The organism is Neobacillus sp. S1115 (genome assembly GCF_055385565.1).
The window spans coordinates 5,957,046-5,975,539 of sequence record NZ_AP038275.1 but is presented as its reverse complement, the minus strand read 5'-3'; the positions used below and the strand labels follow the sequence as shown (position 1 = coordinate 5,975,539).

Sequence of the window (18,494 nt, the reverse complement as noted above, 5' to 3'; positions counted from 1 at the left end):
GGAAATTAATAATGAATATTCTAGTTACAGGTGCGAAAGGTTTTGTGGGTCAAAACCTAGTTTCAGAACTTAAAAATAGAGGATATAACAATATATTTGAATTTACTAGAGAAAGTAACGTTTCATTACTTGAATCATATACAAAGGAATGTGATTTTGTCTTTCATTTAGCTGGGGTAAACAGGCCAAAAGCTGAAGAGGAGTTCATGGAGGGTAACTATGGATTAACCTCTCAATTGATAGAACTTCTAAAAAAGCATAATAATAAGGTTCCGATACTTATTACTTCATCCATTCAGGCAGATAAGGATAATCCATATGGAAGAAGTAAAAAAGCCGGGGAAGAAATATTATTTAATTACAGTATAGAAACAGATGCAAAAGTGTATGTCTATAGATTGCCTAATTTATTCGGTAAGTGGAGCAGACCTAACTATAATACAGTAGTAGCTACTTACTGCCACAATATTGCAAGAAACTTAGATATCCAAGTAAATAACCCGGATGCAAAGCTTACTTTATCTTATATAGATGATGTATTAGATGAGTTTTTAAGAGCTTTAAATGGTAATCCAACTTTTCAAGGGGATCATTGTGTTGTTCCTGTAACACATACAATAAAACTTGGAGAATTAGCAGACTTAATAAAAAGCTTTAAGGATAGTAGAACTAATTTAAGTGTTCCTAATATGGAAGATGCTTTAACAAAGAAGTTATATAGTACCTATTTAAGCTTTTTACCTGAAGACAGATTCTCTTATGATCTTAAAATGAATTGTGACAATAGAGGATCCTTTACTGAATTTATTAAGACTTCAGAAAGAGGTCAAGTATCTATAAACGTTTCAAAACCAGGAATCACAAAAGGGCAGCATTGGCATCATACTAAAAATGAAAAGTTCTTAGTAGTAAGTGGTGAAGGGTTAATTCGATTTAGAAAGATTGGTTCTGAAGAGATTATTGAATATAGAGTTAGTGGCGAAAAGTTGCAAGTAGTGGATATTCCAACTGGATATACTCACTCAATTGTTAATGTTGGGGAAAGCGATTTAGTAACAGTAATGTGGGCAAATGAGCTTTTTAATCCTGAAAAGCCAGACACTTACTTTTTGGAGGTTTAGTTATGAAGAGATTAAAAGTCATGACAGTTGTTGGTACAAGACCAGAGATAATCAGACTGTCGGCTGTTATAAATAAATTAGAAGAATCTAGAGCAATTGAACATATTTTGGTGCACACAGGCCAGAATTATGATTATGAGTTAAATGAAGTATTTTTCAATGATTTTCATTTGAAAAAGCCAGATTATTTTCTTAATGCTGCGACTGGAACAGCGGTTGAAACTATTGGGAACATATTGGTGAAAATTGATCCTATTATGGAAGAGGTAAAACCTGATGCATTATTAGTGCTAGGGGACACAAATAGCTGTTTATGTGCAATTGCAGCAAAGAGAAGACACATTCCTATATTCCATATGGAAGCAGGGAATAGATGTTTTGATCAAAGGGTACCAGAAGAAACCAACAGAAAAATTGTCGATCATACATCTGATATTAACTTAACTTACAGCGACATTGCTAGAGAATATCTGCTTAAAGAGGGATTTCCATCTGATAGAATCATTAAAACAGGAAGCCCGATGTTTGAAGTTCTTACCACAAGAAAAGATGATATTGAGAAATCAAATGTATTAGAGAGACTTAGTCTAGAAGAAGGAAATTACTTCGTCTTATCAGCTCATAGGGAAGAGAATATTAACTCTGAAACGAATTTTATGGACTTAATCGATAGTTTAAATGCAATTGCTGAAAAATATCATTTACCTGTAATTGTTAGTACACATCCTAGAACTAGAAACATGATTAATGCTAAAGGGGTAGAGTTTAATCCATTAGTTAAAACAATGAAACCTTTAGGGTTTAATGATTATATTAAGCTTCAAATCAAAGCTAAAGCAGTTCTTAGTGATAGTGGTACTATTAGTGAAGAATCCTCGATTCTTGGTTTTAAGGCCCTTAATATAAGACAAGCTCATGAAAGACCTGAGGCAATGGAAGAAGCTTCTGTCATGATGGTGGGCTTAAAGAAAGAAAGAATAATGCAAGGTCTAGAAATATTAGAATCCCAAGATAATAGTACATTGAGAATTGTTGAAGATTATAGTATGCCTAATGTATCAGATAAGGTTCTTAGAATTATAATATCATATACAGACTATATCAATAGGGTTGTTTGGGAGAAAAATAATTAACCATATATAAATTGAACTAGAGGCTTTCAAATACTCTATTAATTTCTATCTAAGGGATGGAAAATAACTATTTTACTTTTTTGAGCGATAATATTCATTAGGGAGAAACAATTCTACGTTAAGAAATGTTTCTTCTTAAATCGGTAAATCTAATTCAGCAAACTCTCATTGCATTAATATATTAGAAATTGCCATTGTTTTAGTGGTTTGGTATTGCTTATTTTAAAATGATACAATTTTTGTTATTCCATATAGAAAGTAGATTTTACGTTTAATGTAAGATCTAATGTTTACTATAGTTAAAATGATATAAATCCTTACTCACTACTCTGAAAACGAATTGATAATGACCTTAATTCAATCGTCCTTGTTGCTGTATAAAACGTCGTTATATTCATATAAAACTTAATTGGTAATACCATGTAACTAATGATTAGTATACTGTTTTAATAGTTTGTTTGAGTAGAGTTGTGGAGATTTGTTTCATAAATTTCTCTTTGTTTACCTAAGTAAAAGCATTGATGTAAATGTATATACCCTTAATTGATTCCGGTTATATATCTATTAACATTTTATGTTCAAATAAATTTGTAGCCCTTATATAAAAGAAGTCGATAATATTTTAGTTTTAAATTAAAAGAGGTTAAAATTATGAATAATAATAAAGTAAAAAGGATAGTTATTATCGCACCGCTTCCCAATTTAAAAGAACGGGTAAGACTAAGGAAATTAACAGATATCTTGTTAGAATCACCGAATATATTAATTGATTTTTGGGGATGGGACAGGAGTGTTAATAAAGGAAATGAAGACTTTGAAGCGGTTAATAAAAGAATGTTATTAACTGGTGGTGGAGAAGGAAAGAGAAGTTTAGTATTGTTTTATATTGTATGGATAATAAAAGTATTTTTTAATGTTCTTTTTAGAGGTAATAAGAATGACTACTTTTATTGTTTAGGATTTGATACTGCTTTTCCAACTGCAGTTATAAACTTATTTGTTACTAGAAATTTTATTTTTGATAATCCTGATAATATTTCTAAAAGTTATAGATGGTCAAGATTTTTAGAAAGAGTAATTAATAAATTGGAGAATTTTTGTTCTAAACAGGCATCATACCATCTTGTTCCTGGTTTTTCACGGATTAATATAATGGAAGTAAACACCAGAATCATTCCTAATACCCCCACAAGTTCTATTCATAAAAAAGCGATTGAAATAGCATCAGAAAAAGGGTACCAAAGGGGAGAAATATTTACTATATATATTAATGGCTATTTAACAAAAGCTAGGGGAATTGAACAAATATATCAGTCAGTAAAAAAATGCAATAATAAAATAAATATTATAGTAGCCGGTTATCCCAGATGTGAAGCTGCGAATAAGCTATTAAAGTTACCTAATGTTCAATATTATGGAAATGTAAGCAATGAGGAAGCATTGGCGTTATATTATAATTCTCATTTAGCATTTACCTATTATGATCCAGTAACAGAGGTAAACCAACTAGCTGAGCCAAATAAATGGGGAGATTGTTTAGCTACAAATACGCCATTTTTGGCTAATATAGAAATTATAACTGCAGAAAAATTTCTTAAAAATAAAACGTGTTTTGGATTGCCTTACCATGATACTGAAGGATTAACGAGATTACTCGATGAGTTATCTGCCAATTTAGATAAGTGGCACAATATAGTTGCTAACTTAAAAAAGTGTGATTTTAAATATTGGGATGAAGGAATGAGAAGTTTATTAAATGAATTTTTAGAAGTGAAGTAAGAATGAATTTAATATAAGTTGTAGACTTACTAAAGTAGTGTAGGCTTTATAATAAGCATAGATATTTAAAATTAATTATGCGTATTATATCAATTTATATATTATAAGGGAGGAATTATTACATTAATTAATCACGTTAGGTAAAATAAATAGTCTCTAATTTCGTAAATGAAGGAAATTTTAAAAAGGTGTGAAAATGAAAAAAAAAGCTATTAAAGTAATTTTTTTATATGGGTTAATATTAATAAGCTTAATTTGTGTATATTTGTCGAATCAGATAAACACAAATTATAAATATTTATGTCTATGGCCAATAACTTATACCATTATATATGCATTTATTTTTCTTAACTTGAAGATAAAAAAAACACATTTTATCGTACTTAATTTAATAATATATTTTGTACTTCCTATGAGATATGTAGTTTATCCCATTCTAGTTTCTTTCACAACAAGTAACTTTGTAGGAATACAGCATTATCATGTCAATAATAGTACTATTGAAAAGGTAATGTTTTTTGGAATATTTGAATTATTATCAACTGGTTTCTTTATTTATTTATTAGAAAAAGTATCAATAAGGAGTGTTAAGTTTCAAAAAAGGGATTTATATGATTCTTATTTTCAGTTAAGCGGGAATAAGTATATCTATTTTATATATATAATTTTTGCTTTTATTTTGTATATTTTAATTGGGCGTAATTACAACATATTGAATTTTATTACAATTTCGGAATCAGTTTCAATTGACAGTGCTTATATTACTTTAATTAAGTATATTATAATAATAGCAATTTGTATGACAGTGCTTCTAATATTTAATTATTGTAAACAAAAGTATGATTATACTAACAAACGCATTTACGTTATATTTTCATTATTTATAGCCTTATTGTTTGTTTGTGTAATACAGGGAGAAAGCAGAACTTCACAAGTTTATGTAGCTCTTATTATGATTTTGATTTTAAATGATATGTTTCCTAAATATAAAAAAGCAATGGGAAGTTCTATAGTTACCGTATTGATAATCATTATAATTATGATTACTAATTATCGGGAAGGTGATTATTCTAAATGGATCAACACTTTCGAATCAATGGCAGCATGGACCCAAATATATTATGGGGGACCAATTTCTCTCGCACAGCCAGTTGAAATATTTACCCAGTTTATTGACGTGGATATTACTAATCTAATATTTGACTTTTTAAGATCAATATTTGGACTTAATATGATCTTTGAAAATCATGGATATACTACTAGTCAATTATATAACTTATATTTATACTCTGGTCAGTATTTAAATGGACACGTAATATTTAGTATCAGTTATGGATATATATTTTTTGGTTTACTAGGAATTCCGTTTACTCTATGTTTAAATATTTGGTTAGCTACTTTTTTTAACAAAAAGTTTATTCATGCAAAGTCATTTGAAACTAAATATTTGTTTGGGTATTGTATGTTAAGAATGGTAAGTGGAGCATTGGTAAATACGCCTTCTTTATTAGGTGGAATAACACAGTATTTAGGAACATTTGGTTTGGTTATATTGTTTTCAAAGCTAATTAATAGGAAAAGTAATTAAGGAGATATTTTAATGAAAGTTATAGATAAATTGAAATTATATTATTGGAAATTACCACTATCGATGGAATTGAAAAATAAAATAAGAGACTTATTCCCGAGGAACAAAGATGTAACTGAAATTAATGAAAAGGCAATAATTACAGGTCAAAACGAAAATCAATATGTAAATTATATAGAACATGTTCTTAATACTCCTATTTATCGTAATGAAGGTTATATTGAATACGAGGAACATACACACAATAAAAAGCAAAGATCTAAGATTATAGCTTATTATTTGACCCAATATCATCCAACCGAAAAAAATAACCTTTGGTGGGGAAAAGGAACCACTGAGTGGACCAACGTTACTAAAACAGTACCGCAATTTACAGGCCATATTCAGCCAAAACTACCAGGAGAATTAGGGTTTTATGATTTAAGGTTACCAGAGAATATGCTGGCTCAAATTAAACTAGCTAAAAACTATGGAGTGGATGTTTTTTCCTTTTATTTTTACTGGTTTAATGGAGAGCGGGCACTAGAAACACCTCTTGATATTTTTATGTCAAATAAGGAAATGGACATTGAGTATTGTATCTGTTGGTGTAATGAAAATTGGACAAAAAGGTATTCAGGGATAAGTAGTGAAGTGTTATTAGAAATCGATTCAACTGAAGAAAGTTATAGAAGGTTCATTGATGATGCGATACCATATATGGATGATGATAGATATTTAAAAATTGATAATAAATTAGTATTAGTTATATATAGACCATCTCAAGTTCCAAACCATAAGGAAACATTACAATATTGGAGAAAAAGAGTAAAAGAAAAACTAGGAAAAGATTTATATATAATTGCTTCACTTGAAGCAAAAATTGAAACAAATTGGTTAAATTATGGTTTTGATGCAGCTTCACAGTTTCAACCTGGTTCTGTTGCTAATAAGCTAACAGATATAACTTCATCGATTAAAACAATGAGAGATGATTTTAAAGGTGTAATTTACGATTATTCTGAAATTATCAAAAAGAAACCTTATAAAATCGAAAATCAAAAAAACAAAGTATATCCAGCTGTTATGCCAGCTTGGGATAACACACCACGTAGAAATCAACATGGTATCATATATTATGGCAGCAACCCGGAATTATATAAGCAATGGTTAAATGATGCTATTAACTATGTAAATAGGAACGATTATTTAGAAGATAATATTGTATTTATTAATGCATGGAATGAATGGGGAGAAGGTGCCTATTTAGAACCAGATAGGGAATATGGCTATGCCTATTTAGAGGCAACTTATCAGTGTAATATTGCTGAAAGTGAGGAAGAATTAGATGATCGGTAATCTAATACGATATTATTTAAAACCCGTAAAAAGCTATTGCAATCTAGCTAACTTTAGGTACAAATGGAGAAAACATAACTCACATAATGATACTTTACCCAATAATTTATTTCCAATCGATAAAGTGAAAGTTGGAAAGGGGACATATGCTACACTTAATATTTATTCATATAGAAATAAGGAGGAAATGTTGATTATTGGTAATTACTGTTCAATTGCCAGTGATGTAATATTTTTATTAAGTGGTGAACATGATTTCGAAAGAATTACTAGTTTCCCTTTCCCAGAAAAAGAGTTTGGTATAGAAGCTGATGCGTTGTCTAACGGGCCAATTATTGTTGAAGATGACGTTTGGATAGGGGTAGGTTCAATTATATTGTCTGGAGTAAGAATAGGGAAAGGTAGTGTAATTGGTGCGGGTAGTATAGTAACAAAAGATATACCTCCTTATTCAATTTATGCAGGAGGGAGAATTATAAGAAGAAGATTTACAGAAGATATTATTGAGAAATTAATGAGTATTGATTTTGAAAAGATAGACAGAAACGTATTAAATAAATATAAGTATTATTGTACTACAAAAATTGATAGAACAAATATAGATGTAGTCCTGGAGTGCTTTCATAAAGTTTCTAATAAAAAGGCTGATTATTAAGTTATAATATCCAGTTTTTGAGAGGAATCTTTGCAAATATATTAGAAACTAGAGGAGAATAAATTGAACCGAAAATTCAAATTAATTCTAACAAATTTCTCATATACTTTAACATCAAACCTTGTTTCAATGGTTATATCTACTATAATAATTTTAATAGTTCCAAAGTTAATAGGGGTTACAGATTATGGGTATTGGCAAATATATTTATTTTATACTGCATATTTAGGCTTTTTTGGTATTGGCTGGATAGACGGGATTTATCTTAGATATGGTGGTCTTGAGTATAGTAACTTAAATAAGAATCTTTTTTCTTCTCAGTTTTGGTCCTTTACAATATATATTCTAATAGTTGGTAGTTTAATAGCACTTTATTCTTTTCTTTATATAACGGATTACAATGAACAGTTTATATTTTTGATGGTAGCATTTTGTCTCATTTCATTAGTACCACGAAATTTTTTGCTTTATGTCTTACAATCCACTAACAGAATAAAGGAATTTTCTAAAACCACGCTTCTTGAAAGGGTAATATACTGTATATTTGTTGTAGTAATTCTTCTAATTGGAATAAGAGATTATAAGTTATTGATAATAGCCGACATGGTAGGCAAAATTATCACTCTTATTTCTACTGTTTATATGTGCAGAGAAATTGTTTTCAGTAAGTTTGTCTCAATTAAATATAACCTTTTTGAGGCTAAAGCAAACATTACTACAGGAATAAAACTTATGTTTGCAAATATTGCAAGTATGTTAATAATAGGAGTAGTCAGATTTGGTATAGAACGTTCATGGAATCCTGATGTATTTGGAAAGATTTCACTTACATTTAGTATTTCTAATTTTTTTATGATTTTCATTAATGCTATTGGATTAGTAATGTTTCCAATATTACGAAGAACTAATGAAAGTAAATTGCCGAGAATTTATAGTTCAATTAGAGATTTATTGATGGTTGGATTATTTGGCCTTTTAATAATATACTATCCATTCAAATATACATTATCACTTTGGTTGCCCAATTATTCAGAAGGTCTTAAATATATGGCAATTTTATTCCCAATGTGCATTTATGAGGGGAAAATGTCATTATTAATTAATACGTATTTAAAAACTCTTAGGAAGGAAAAGCTAATGTTGTGGGTTAATCTACTAACTTTATGTGTTAGTATTGTTATAACATTTGTTACAACAATTATTATCAAAAGCGTAGATTTAGCAGTATTGTCTATTGTTATTTTGTTGGCTATTAGATGTATTTTATCAGAAACCTATTTATCAAAAATTCTAGATATATCAATATCAAAAGATAGTGTTTTGGAGTTTCTTATGACAGTAGTGTTTATTATTTGTAGTTGGTATATCACTTCTGTGTTCACGTTGTTAATATATGGTTTCGCGTATGTTTCATATATTTTTATTAAGAGAAAAGACCTTGACATTATGTTAAAAAATATAAAAATTTTAGTAAAAGGTAATGATTATTAAATTTGAAGATAATCGACGATTTGAAGCTTTTTAAATACAATTTAGTATATAAATTTATTAGAAAAGTTTAATGGGGGCTGGAGGGATTATCTCAGGCCTTTTTAATGTTTAGGCGGTTCTTATAAAAACCGCTTAAAATTAACAGTTTAGTATTATGCAATAAAATCTAAGGAGCAATTTTGAAATGAAAAGACTTTAACTAATAAATATTATAAAACCAAATATTTCTAAATGTATTAGAGTAAAATGTGATTATACTATTATTATAGGCAAATATTTTTTTGTAGCTTAATATTTTAATGTTTGGAGGAAAAAAAACAAATGAAAAAGATTTGTATAATTGGACTAGGGTATATAGGATTACCTACAGCAGCAATGTTTGCAAAATCAGGGTTTGAAGTGGTAGGTGTAGATATAAATAATCGAGCAGTCGATCTTCTCAATAAAGGGGAGATTCATATTGAAGAGGTTGGCTTAGGCGTATTAGTTAAAAAGGTAGTACAAGAAGGTCGTTTAAGAGCAACGCTTTCTCCAGAGAATGCTGATATCTTTATCATTGCTGTTCCAACTCCAAATTATCCAGATCATACCGCCAATTTAGAGTATGTTAAGGCAGCAACTGAAAATATATTGCCTTATCTCAAAGAGGGGAATTTAGTAATCGTAGAATCAACAATACCACCTAGAACAATTGATGATTTTGTTGCTCCAATTATTAAAGCTGAAGGTTGGAAGGTTGGGGAAGAAGTTTATTTAGCACACTGCCCTGAAAGAGTTTTACCAGGGAGGATTTTAATAGAGTTAGTTGAAAACACACGTATAGTTGGTGGAATTAACGAAATATCTGCAATTAAGGCTGCAGAAGTCTATGGTTCATTTGTAACAGGAGATATTATTAAAACTAGTGCAGTTACTGCAGAAATGTCGAAGTTAATGGAAAATACTTATCGTGATGTCAATATCGCATTAGCCAACGAACTTGCTAAAATTTCGGATAAACTTGGTATCAACGCACTTGAAGTTATTAACTTGGCTAATAGACACCCACGGGTTAATTTACATCAACCTGGTCCTGGAGTGGGTGGACATTGCTTGGCTGTCGATCCTTATTTTATTATTGAAAAAGCTCCAGATGAATCACCATTAATTTTTAATGCAAGAAGCATTAATAACTCAATGCCTAAGTTTGTAGTAGAACATATCGAAAAAATTGTAGGACAGAACGGGAAAGTTGCAGTTTTTGGTTTAACATATAAAGGTAATATTGATGATGTTCGTGAAAGTCCAGCATTAGAAGTGGTAGAATTGTTACAAGAAAAAGGATTTGAACTATCAATATATGAACCTCACGCTAAACAAGAGCAAGTACATTTCCCTCTCTCAACATTTGATGAGGCTATTAATCAGGCTGATTTAATTTTAATTTTAACTGACCACAATGAATTTAAAGGTTTAGATGAAGTCAAAATTCACACAAAAATGAGAAACCCAGTGGTATTTGATACAAAAAATTGTGTGAAAATTAATAGTGAATCTATAAAATATTACAATTATGGGAATTTATATACAATGGGTCAAAAGCAGGAATCCTTGGTTTAATAAAGTTGATATGTTATTTATATTAGGTACTTTTCCGCCTACATTATGGGGAGGGTACCTTTTTTCTATCCTTATCTATAAATTTGTTAAATTTAATTTTCTCTACAAGAACAATGGGTGACAGGCACCATCCAGGGATTTTCCAGTTTGTTGATTTCATGTTAAATAGTTCCGGTTATTTCTTTGTTGTTTACATTTAGTGGAGTATAATATAGATGTAATTTTTAATAGATTATGAGTTTTGAAGGAGGTTAGGGGTTTGGCGTCTTCTGTGATGACGGTTGGTTTGAATGGCATGGATGGTTACAAGGTGAAGGTTGAAGCGAATGCGCGGACGGATAAGGAGTCTTTTGTGATTGTAGGCTTGCCTGATGCTTCGGTGAAGGAATCGAAGGAGCGGGTTTGGAGTGCATTGTATGAACAGAATGCAGATATACATACGAAGAAGATTACTGTGAATTTATCTCCTCCAGAATATAAAAAGACAGGCCCAGGTTATGATGCTGCGATGGTGATTGCTGTATTGAAAGCTGTTGGTGAGCTGGATGGAGTGAATTTGGAAGATACATGCATCATCGGTGCCATATCTTTAGAATGTGATATTGAACCGTTTGAAGGAATTATTCCAGTTGTGACGAATGCCATCAAGCTTGGTTTCAAGAAAATTTTTATTCCTCCCATTAATACCCGCATATTTCCTCAATCAGCAGGAATAGAATTAATTCAAGTTTCCTCAATATCCGGACTCATTTCGCATTTACGCGGACAAACTACAGCAGAGCATTTATTTACTTTTCCAAATACAAATACTGAGCCAGTATCTTCTATAGAAGTACATGAAGAACCGCAAATTGATTTTCAATCGGTGATTGGACATACCCACGCGAAAAGGGCATTGGAAATTGCAGCTGCGGGCGGGCATCATGTTTTGTTAAGCGGCCCTCCGGGTTGTGGAAAAAGTATGCTGGCTGAAGCATTTCCTTCGAACAATGGGTGACAGGCACCATCCAGGGAATTTCCAGTTTGTTGATTTCATGTTAAATAGTTCCGGTTATTTCTTTGTTGTTTACATTTAGTGGAGTATAATATAGATGTAATTTTTAATAGATTATGAGTTTTGAAGGAGGTTAGGGGTTTGGCGTCTTCTGTGATGACGGTTGGTTTGAATGGCATGGATGGTTACAAGGTGAAGGTTGAAGCGAATGCGCGGACGGATAAGGAGTCTTTTGTGATTGTAGGCTTGCCTGATGCTTCGGTGAAGGAGTCGAAGGAGCGGGTTTGGAGTGCATTGTATGAACAGAATGCAGATATACATACGAAGAAGATTACTGTGAATTTATCTCCTCCAGAATATAAAAAAACAGGCCCGGGTTATGATGCTGCGATGGTGATTGCTGTATTGAAAGCTGTTGGTGAGCTGGATGGAGTAAATTTGGAAGATACATGCATCATCGGTGCCATATCTTTAGAATGTGATATTGAACCGTTTGAAGGAATTATTCCAGTTGTGACGAATGCCATCAAGCTTGGTTTCAAGAAAATTTTTATTCCTCCCATTAATACCCGCATATTTCCTCAATCAGCAGGAATAGAATTAATTCAAGTTTCCTCCATATCCGGACTCATTTCGCATTTACGCGGACAAACTACAGCAGAGCATTTATTTACTTTTCCAAATACAAATACTGAGCCAGTATCTTCTATAGAAATACATGAAGAACCGCAAATTGATTTTCAATCGGTGATTGGACATACCCACGCGAAAAGGGCATTGGAAATTGCAGCTGCGGGCGGGCATCATGTTTTGTTAAGCGGCCCTCCGGGTTGTGGAAAAAGTATGCTGGCTGAAGCATTTCCTTCGATTTTCCCAGACCTAACTCCAGAAGAAGTGCTGGATTTATATGGGATCTATCAGTTGGGTAGAGAGGAACTGCCTTCTGTGAAGCAGCCGCCAATTAGACATCCGCATCATTCTGCTTCTGCTGCCTCACTCCTTGGGGGAGGAACGTATCCGAGGCCTGGTGAAGTTTCATTGGCTCATCACGGCATTTTATTTCTTGATGAAATGGGGGAATTTTCGAAGAAGACAATCGATATGCTGCGGCAGCCAATGGAAAGCGGACGTATTACTATCAATCGGGCAAAACTATCTGTCACCTATCCAGCTGACTTTGTCCTAATTGCTGCAACAAACCCATGTCCTTGTGGCTACCAGGGCTCCTCCCATCATTACTGCGTATGTACTCCTAAACAGATTGCCTCTTACAAACAGCGGATTTCAGGACCAATTATGGATCGGATTGATTTTCACCTGACATTACGTAATGTTTCCCTTAAGCAGCAAAATAGAATGGTAGAGAGTTCCCTTTCTATAAAAGAGAGAGTGACAAAGGCGCGAGAAAGCCAATATGAGCGCTATGGGGAAAGAATCTTAAATAATCGTGTCCCGTTTCAATTAATCCAAAGCAAAAGCCCAATCACCAGTGACCAATTGGATTACTTACATCAAGTTTGCTGAGAAAATAAGTGGAGTAACCGTACTCAGGTCAAAATCATCCGCGTAGCCCGCACTATTAGCGACCTTCAACTTGAAACCAAAATATCAGATCACTCTTTAAAAGAGGCAGTACAATGGAAGATACAATCCCAAACTGAAGCAGTGCAGCCAGCCGGAGTTTGATAAGGGGAATCGCCATGGGAAGAAAAAGACGAGAGTGGATTCCGCATGCCTATCACCATATATATTCAAGAGGAAATAATCGGCAAAACATCTTTTGTGATGAGACTGATATGCAAGAGGCTTTCCGGCTATTAACGATGATTCATAATGAAACACCGATTTCAATTTGTGCTTTTTGCTTTATGACAAATCACTATCACCTACTTTTGAAAACGGAAGAGGTATCTATTTCTAAAATCATGGGGATCTTTAATAAACGCTATACTGATTATTTTAATGGACGATACCGTCGTGTAGGACATGTTTTTCAACAGCGATTTAACAGTTCCCCTGTTCCATATCCGCAGGATCTTCTCCAAGTAAGTAAATATATCCATTGAAACCCAATCAGCACCAAGAAGCCAATGGTAGTCCGGATGGAATACTATCCTTACAGCAGCTACAAATTTTACAAAAATGCTAATCTATTACCCTTCCCATTCCTGAACCTCCATGACCTGCCAGAGAGCTTTATCCTGCAAAATCAGAAAACGATTGAATATTATTGCGAATTTGTTGAGGAGGAATAATTTTAATAAACAAGCTGTTAATTGGAATTTTATGGGTGGTGCCTGTTGCTCGATGTCCTAACTAAAATACATCCGGATCCCAATGATCATTAAAAGGATGGAAAGCATCTGGATAATCATTTTTCCCGGTATGCGCTGTGATAGGGCCACACCAACCTGAGAACCAATGATGACTCCAATGCCTCCCCACAGGACGGTCACCCAATCAATGCTGCTATAAAAAATTTGTGATACGACACCCACTGTGGAATAGAGGGCAAGTGAAAAAATCGATGTCGCAGTTGCATGATGGGTCGGAACCTTGTAAAGGTAAATTAAAATCGGAACGAGCAGCCATCCTCCACCAATCCCTAGATAGCTGGATAAAACCCCCATAAAAAAACCAAGTGGAAGCAGCCGTGTGACAGTGAGCTTTGATGGATCCGCGGCTGTGGAATCGGTATTTCCCACTTCAACAATAGAAAGGCGGCCATTTTCTCTTCGAAAGCTAACATAGGAGTTCTTTGCAAATAAAAAAATGCCCAAAGCTACTAAAACCGTTGCAAAAATAACATAGAAGTAACTGGATGAATACATTTGCAGTAGCTTGACGCCAAGTAAAGAACCAGGAAATGCCCCCAAACTTAAAATAATTCCCGTACGATAGTGAATCATATTCCTTTTGGCATATCCAGCCACACCTGATAATGAATTGATTAATACAATTACAATTCCGCATCCTGCTGCGATGGCAGGATCCATATGAAAAACAATGAGAAGTGCTGGCACAAATATGAATCCCCCGCCGGCTCCAACGATTGTACCGTAGCCTCCGGCAATCATTCCCACGGCTAAAATCAGCAAACCAGTTGAGATTTCCATGACAAAACCCCCCCTTACACGATATATTTAAATTAACAAATAAAGAGGTCATTGTATAATCGAATTTTTTTATAGGGTATAAATAAATGTTATAACTATTAATCTAAATGTATTAATCAATTAAAGAAATACCTCGTTGCTTTTATGATCTATTCTTGAAACTAATACGGAATAAGGGGGGATGGAGTGTTGAATATTGATAGTTTAAAGATGTTTTGTACGGTGGTGGACGAAGGAAGTATCAGTAAGGCGGCGCGAATAAGCTTTGTCTCACAGCCGGCTGTCACCAGGCAAATTCATCAGCTTGAAGAAAATTATGGGGCGCTGTTATTTGAACGGGTTGATGGAAAGCTGCTGCCTACTGATGCAGGAAAGGTACTCTATCCCTATGCAAAGGAAATAATAGAATATACCAAACGGTCATTTGAAGCCGTTCAGGAGCTTATGGGAAAGCAGGATACCGTTCTGAATATGGGGGCAAGCTTGACCATCGGCGAATATTTATTACCAGGCTTACTGGGAAGTTTTCAAAAGAACTTTCCACAGTTAAAATTCAGCTTATCGATTGCCAACACCCCATCGATCCTTTCGAAGTTGGACAATCATGAAATTGATATTGCGTTAGTGGAAGGGGCTGTAAAAAACGATATCTTTGAAATTGAAAAGTTTGCAGAAGATGAGATTGTTCTCGTTGTGGCATCGCAGCACCGCTGGAGCAAACGAAAAACAATTGATATCACGGAACTGCCTGAAGAGAAGATGATTTGGAGAGAAGTGGAGTCAGGTACGCGGTTGATCGTGGAAGAAGCCCTTGAAAAGCATGGAATCATCGGTAAAATTGAAAGTAAAATGGAACTCGGCAGCTACCAATCGATAAAAAATGCAGTGGAGGCTGAGCTAGGGATCAGCCTTCTTCCTAAGTTGACAGTATTAAAAGAATTAAAATACGGTATGTTATGTGAAATCAAAATAGTTAATTTTCATTTAACAAGGGACCTATGGATGGTGCGGAAAAATCATCGCTTTCAAAAAACAGGTTTAAGCCAGTTTATCCATTTTATCCGCAATGAATAAATAAAACGATCCTGCAAAGGAGTATCACATGAAAAACCAGAAACGATTAGCCAAGTACAAGATTATAGAAAATGAGCTGTTAAGTAAGATTAACAGCGGTTTTTATACCAAAGGGCAATTAATCCCGACTGAACAGGAGTTGGCGAAAGAGCATAATGTAAGCCGGGTTACTGTCAGACAGGCGACGAATAACTTAGTGGCCAAAGGCTACCTGATCCGTAATCCGGGGAGCGGGACGTTTGTAGCAGAGCCCACTCTGATCGGCAGAACAACGAATGTTAAAAGCTTTACAGATGAGATGAACGCCTTGAATAAAACCGTTACCTCGGAAGTGCTCGAGTTTAAAATTATTCCTGCTTCCAAGTACATTAGTACCAAATTAAATGTACCAGCGGAAACACCAGTCTATTATATAGAACGTCTACGTAGGGCGGATGGTGAACCGATTATGCATGAGACTTCTCACATGAGTGTATCCGAGTATCCTGATTTATCCTATGAAAAATTGCTACACTCCCGCTATAAATATGTAGAGGAATCAAAAAAGGTCCAGATTAGTTATGTCCATCAAGCGGTTGTGCCCATTTTTCCTTCAGAAGAAATCGTAAAGCATTTTCAATGTGATCCGGAACAGCCAATTTTAAAAGTGTTAAATACGACCTATTTGGAAACGGGAGAGATTGCTGATCATTCCGTATTAGTATTAAATTCCCCTAAATATCAATATCAGGCGATAAAAGTAAAATGAGCAGTAAATCCGTGTGATTTACTGTTTTTTTTAAAAATATATTTACATTTAATGAAATGTATTAACAAATGTATTGATTAATTCAAAAGCTGCAATTATAATAGCATCAAGAAAGCGAATACATTTTGTAAGGGGAATAGAAAGGCGGAAATTCGGAATGATATTTTTTTATATTATTGAGTCTGAATAATTCCACTATTCGCAAAATGAAAATGACTATTTGGGGGGTTTTTGCATGACTGTAAGACAAAGATTACTGGACTTTGGTCAAAGACTGGGGAAGGCCATCTTGCTGCCTATCGCCATCTTGCCGGTAGCCGGGTTATTACTCGGTATTTCCTCCGCTTTATCAGGTGCTGCTGTTATTCAGGCGTATCCAATCCTGAACAATACGGTTCTTCAGGCGATTTTACAGATTATGAATGCTGCCGGATCCGGTGTTTTCTCGGCACTGCCGCTTATTTTCGCGGTTGGTATCGCAGTTGGCCTCGTAAAGGCAGAAAAAGGGACAGCTGGTTTGGCTGCTGTCGTCGGTTATTTCGTATTAATTATCACCATTAATGCTTTATTAAAGGTTACCGGCGGTCTTCCTCCGGAGGGTGCTGATCCCCGTGCATACGGTCAAGGACTTCAATTTGGGATTATGACTTTGCAAATGGGGGTATTTGGCGGGATCTTAGCCGGGATTGGAACAGCTTTCGTTCATGACCGCTATTACAAAAAGAGTTTGCCGGAATTTCTAGCTTTCTTTGGCGGCTCACGTTTTGTGCCGATTGTTAATACCTTTGTGTTTCTCGTAATTGGAGCGATCATGTTCTTAGTTTGGCCATTCGTCGGTCACGGAATTGCTGCTTTTGGCGAATTTGCCACAGGCTTAGGTGTTGTAGGTTCATTCCTATATGGTCTTTTATTACGTACTCTTTATTTATTGGGATTGCACCACGTATTCTACCTTCCATTCTGGACAACCTCTGCAGGCGGTACGCTTGAAGTAGGTGGAAAAGTCGTTGAAGGATTCCAAAATATCTTCTTGGCGCAATTATCTGATCCACATACCACTAAGTTCTTTGAAAACCTTGCATTATTTAATAGTGGCCGTTACTTCCATATGATGTTTGGTATGCCGGCAGTAGCCTTTGCCATGTACAAAGCCATTCCTGCTGGACCGAAGCGTAAAGCAACGGCAGGTTTCTTATTATCCATCGGTTTAACTTCGTTAATTACCGGTGTTACAGAACCAATCTCATTCGCCTTGCTTTTTGCTTCTCCAATCTTATTCGTTCTTGAAGCTCTTTTGTTTGCTTCTGTGTTTGTCGTTGCTGCCCTAACGCATATTACGATTGGATCGACATTCTCAGCAGGGGCCATCGAGTTCTTATTATTCGGTGTCTTCCAAGGCAATGACAAGACAGGCTATCTCTGGGTACTTGCACTGGGTATTCCTGTTGCGATTGTTTATTATTTTGTTTTCAAAACAGCCATTCTAAAATTAAATGCGAAAACACCTGGACGGGATGACACATCTGATACAGAGGAAGAAAGTAAACTCAATAGTTCTTTCCAAACGCAAGCCGGACAATCCGAAGTTATCATCGCTGCTTTAGGCGGAATGAGCAATATTACGGATATTGATAACTGTGCTACACGTCTTCGGGTTAGTGTGGTAAAACCGGACGTGATTGATGCTGCAGCATTAAAATCAGTGGGGGCTTACAATACTATTGTCCGTGGTAAATCGGTTCAGGTTATTTTTGGACCAAAAGTAAATCTCGTTCGAGCAGAAATTGATGAATATTTAGAATCCATTTCATAGAAGAACAGGAGAGAAATACTAGATAAAAAGTATTCTAGTATTTCT

Annotated in this window: 15 protein-coding genes and 1 pseudogene; 15 read left to right on the top strand and 1 reads right to left on the bottom strand. The window is 34.2% G+C overall.

Translation table 11 applies throughout. The features are described from left to right. The first annotated feature begins 11 nt into the window (after positions 1-11). The 12 genes and pseudogenes from ACZ5B7_RS29015 (at position 12) to ACZ5B7_RS28960 (ending at position 13,764) form a co-directional block, all read left to right on the top strand. Positions 12-1,121, top strand: coding sequence for a capsular polysaccharide biosynthesis protein CapF (locus ACZ5B7_RS29015; RefSeq protein WP_464492023.1), 1,110 nt, complete (start codon positions 12-14; stop codon positions 1,119-1,121). A gap of 2 nt (positions 1,122-1,123) precedes the next feature. Then, positions 1,124-2,254 (top strand): non-hydrolyzing UDP-N-acetylglucosamine 2-epimerase, encoded by a 1,131-nt coding sequence (gene wecB / locus ACZ5B7_RS29010; protein WP_464492022.1) that lies wholly within the window; start codon positions 1,124-1,126, stop codon positions 2,252-2,254. 651 nt (positions 2,255-2,905) lie between these two features. Next, positions 2,906-4,033 carry a glycosyltransferase family protein gene (locus ACZ5B7_RS29005; protein WP_464492021.1) on the top strand — a complete coding sequence of 376 codons (1,128 nt, stop codon included), beginning with the start codon at positions 2,906-2,908 and terminating at the stop codon, positions 4,031-4,033. Between the two features lie 196 nt (positions 4,034-4,229). After that, a complete protein-coding gene (locus ACZ5B7_RS29000; protein WP_464492020.1) occupies positions 4,230-5,621 on the top strand; it encodes a hypothetical protein in 1,392 nt (463 codons plus the stop codon). Positions 5,622-5,633: 12 nt separating this feature from the next. Beyond that, positions 5,634-6,959: a glycosyltransferase WbsX family protein gene (locus ACZ5B7_RS28995; RefSeq protein WP_464492019.1), complete on the top strand. Its 1,326-nt coding sequence runs from the start codon at positions 5,634-5,636 to the stop codon at positions 6,957-6,959. After that, the gene (locus tag ACZ5B7_RS28990) at positions 6,949-7,614 is read left to right on the top strand and encodes a CatB-related O-acetyltransferase (protein ID WP_464492018.1); all 666 of its coding nucleotides are present in this window, start codon (positions 6,949-6,951) and stop codon (positions 7,612-7,614) included. The genes ACZ5B7_RS28995 and ACZ5B7_RS28990 overlap by 11 nt, the downstream gene beginning before the upstream one ends. A 63-nt stretch (positions 7,615-7,677) precedes the next feature. Further along, a complete protein-coding gene (locus ACZ5B7_RS28985) occupies positions 7,678-9,105 on the top strand; it encodes a lipopolysaccharide biosynthesis protein (RefSeq protein ID WP_464492017.1) in 1,428 nt (475 codons plus the stop codon). 321 nt (positions 9,106-9,426) lie between these two features. Then, complete coding sequence (locus ACZ5B7_RS28980; RefSeq protein WP_464492016.1) at positions 9,427-10,704, top strand: nucleotide sugar dehydrogenase; 1,278 nt, start codon at positions 9,427-9,429, stop codon at positions 10,702-10,704. A 259-nt stretch (positions 10,705-10,963) separates the two neighbouring features. Next, positions 10,964-11,701 (top strand): magnesium chelatase domain-containing protein, encoded by a 738-nt coding sequence (locus ACZ5B7_RS28975; protein ID WP_464492015.1) that lies wholly within the window; start codon positions 10,964-10,966, stop codon positions 11,699-11,701. A 138-nt stretch (positions 11,702-11,839) separates the two neighbouring features. Beyond that, positions 11,840-13,222: a YifB family Mg chelatase-like AAA ATPase gene (locus ACZ5B7_RS28970; protein WP_464492014.1), complete on the top strand. Its 1,383-nt coding sequence runs from the start codon at positions 11,840-11,842 to the stop codon at positions 13,220-13,222. Between the two features lie 18 nt (positions 13,223-13,240). After that, positions 13,241-13,384 (top strand): annotated as a pseudogene (locus ACZ5B7_RS28965) (magnesium chelatase subunit ChlI family protein); the annotation flags it as partial. Positions 13,385-13,398: 14 nt separating this feature from the next. Next, the gene (locus tag ACZ5B7_RS28960; RefSeq protein ID WP_464492013.1) at positions 13,399-13,764 is read left to right on the top strand and encodes a transposase; all 366 of its coding nucleotides are present in this window, start codon (positions 13,399-13,401) and stop codon (positions 13,762-13,764) included. Between the two features lie 246 nt (positions 13,765-14,010). On the opposite strand, the gene ACZ5B7_RS28955 is transcribed toward ACZ5B7_RS28960, so the two are convergent. After that, on the bottom strand, positions 14,011-14,814 hold the full coding sequence (locus ACZ5B7_RS28955) for a sulfite exporter TauE/SafE family protein (protein ID WP_464492012.1): 804 nt from the start codon (positions 14,812-14,814) through the stop codon (positions 14,011-14,013). A 186-nt stretch (positions 14,815-15,000) separates the two neighbouring features. Here ACZ5B7_RS28955 and ACZ5B7_RS28950 point away from each other — a divergent pair, with 186 nt between their 5' ends. From ACZ5B7_RS28950 to ACZ5B7_RS28940, 3 genes are all read left to right on the top strand, one after another. Further along, a complete protein-coding gene (locus ACZ5B7_RS28950) occupies positions 15,001-15,888 on the top strand; it encodes a LysR family transcriptional regulator (RefSeq protein WP_464492011.1) in 888 nt (295 codons plus the stop codon). A 28-nt stretch (positions 15,889-15,916) separates the two neighbouring features. Beyond that, complete coding sequence (locus tag ACZ5B7_RS28945) at positions 15,917-16,636, top strand: GntR family transcriptional regulator (RefSeq protein WP_464492010.1); 720 nt, start codon at positions 15,917-15,919, stop codon at positions 16,634-16,636. A 235-nt stretch (positions 16,637-16,871) separates the two neighbouring features. Beyond that, the gene (locus ACZ5B7_RS28940) at positions 16,872-18,449 is read left to right on the top strand and encodes a PTS transporter subunit EIIC (RefSeq protein ID WP_464492009.1); all 1,578 of its coding nucleotides are present in this window, start codon (positions 16,872-16,874) and stop codon (positions 18,447-18,449) included. Positions 18,450-18,494: the final 45 nt, after the last annotated feature.

Coding starts and splice junctions, on each gene's coding strand:
- ACZ5B7_RS29015 (WP_464492023.1), top strand. CDS start 12: ATGAATATTCTAGTTACAGGTGCGAAAGGTTTTGTGGGTCAAAACCTA.
- wecB (WP_464492022.1), top strand. CDS start 1,124: ATGAAGAGATTAAAAGTCATGACAGTTGTTGGTACAAGACCAGAGATA.
- ACZ5B7_RS29005 (WP_464492021.1), top strand. CDS start 2,906: ATGAATAATAATAAAGTAAAAAGGATAGTTATTATCGCACCGCTTCCC.
- ACZ5B7_RS29000 (WP_464492020.1), top strand. CDS start 4,230: ATGAAAAAAAAAGCTATTAAAGTAATTTTTTTATATGGGTTAATATTA.
- ACZ5B7_RS28995 (WP_464492019.1), top strand. CDS start 5,634: ATGAAAGTTATAGATAAATTGAAATTATATTATTGGAAATTACCACTA.
- ACZ5B7_RS28990 (WP_464492018.1), top strand. CDS start 6,949: ATGATCGGTAATCTAATACGATATTATTTAAAACCCGTAAAAAGCTAT.
- ACZ5B7_RS28980 (WP_464492016.1), top strand. CDS start 9,427: ATGAAAAAGATTTGTATAATTGGACTAGGGTATATAGGATTACCTACA.
- ACZ5B7_RS28960 (WP_464492013.1), top strand. CDS start 13,399: ATGGGAAGAAAAAGACGAGAGTGGATTCCGCATGCCTATCACCATATA.
- ACZ5B7_RS28955 (WP_464492012.1), bottom strand. CDS start 14,814: ATGGAAATCTCAACTGGTTTGCTGATTTTAGCCGTGGGAATGATTGCC.
- ACZ5B7_RS28945 (WP_464492010.1), top strand. CDS start 15,917: ATGAAAAACCAGAAACGATTAGCCAAGTACAAGATTATAGAAAATGAG.
- ACZ5B7_RS28940 (WP_464492009.1), top strand. CDS start 16,872: ATGACTGTAAGACAAAGATTACTGGACTTTGGTCAAAGACTGGGGAAG.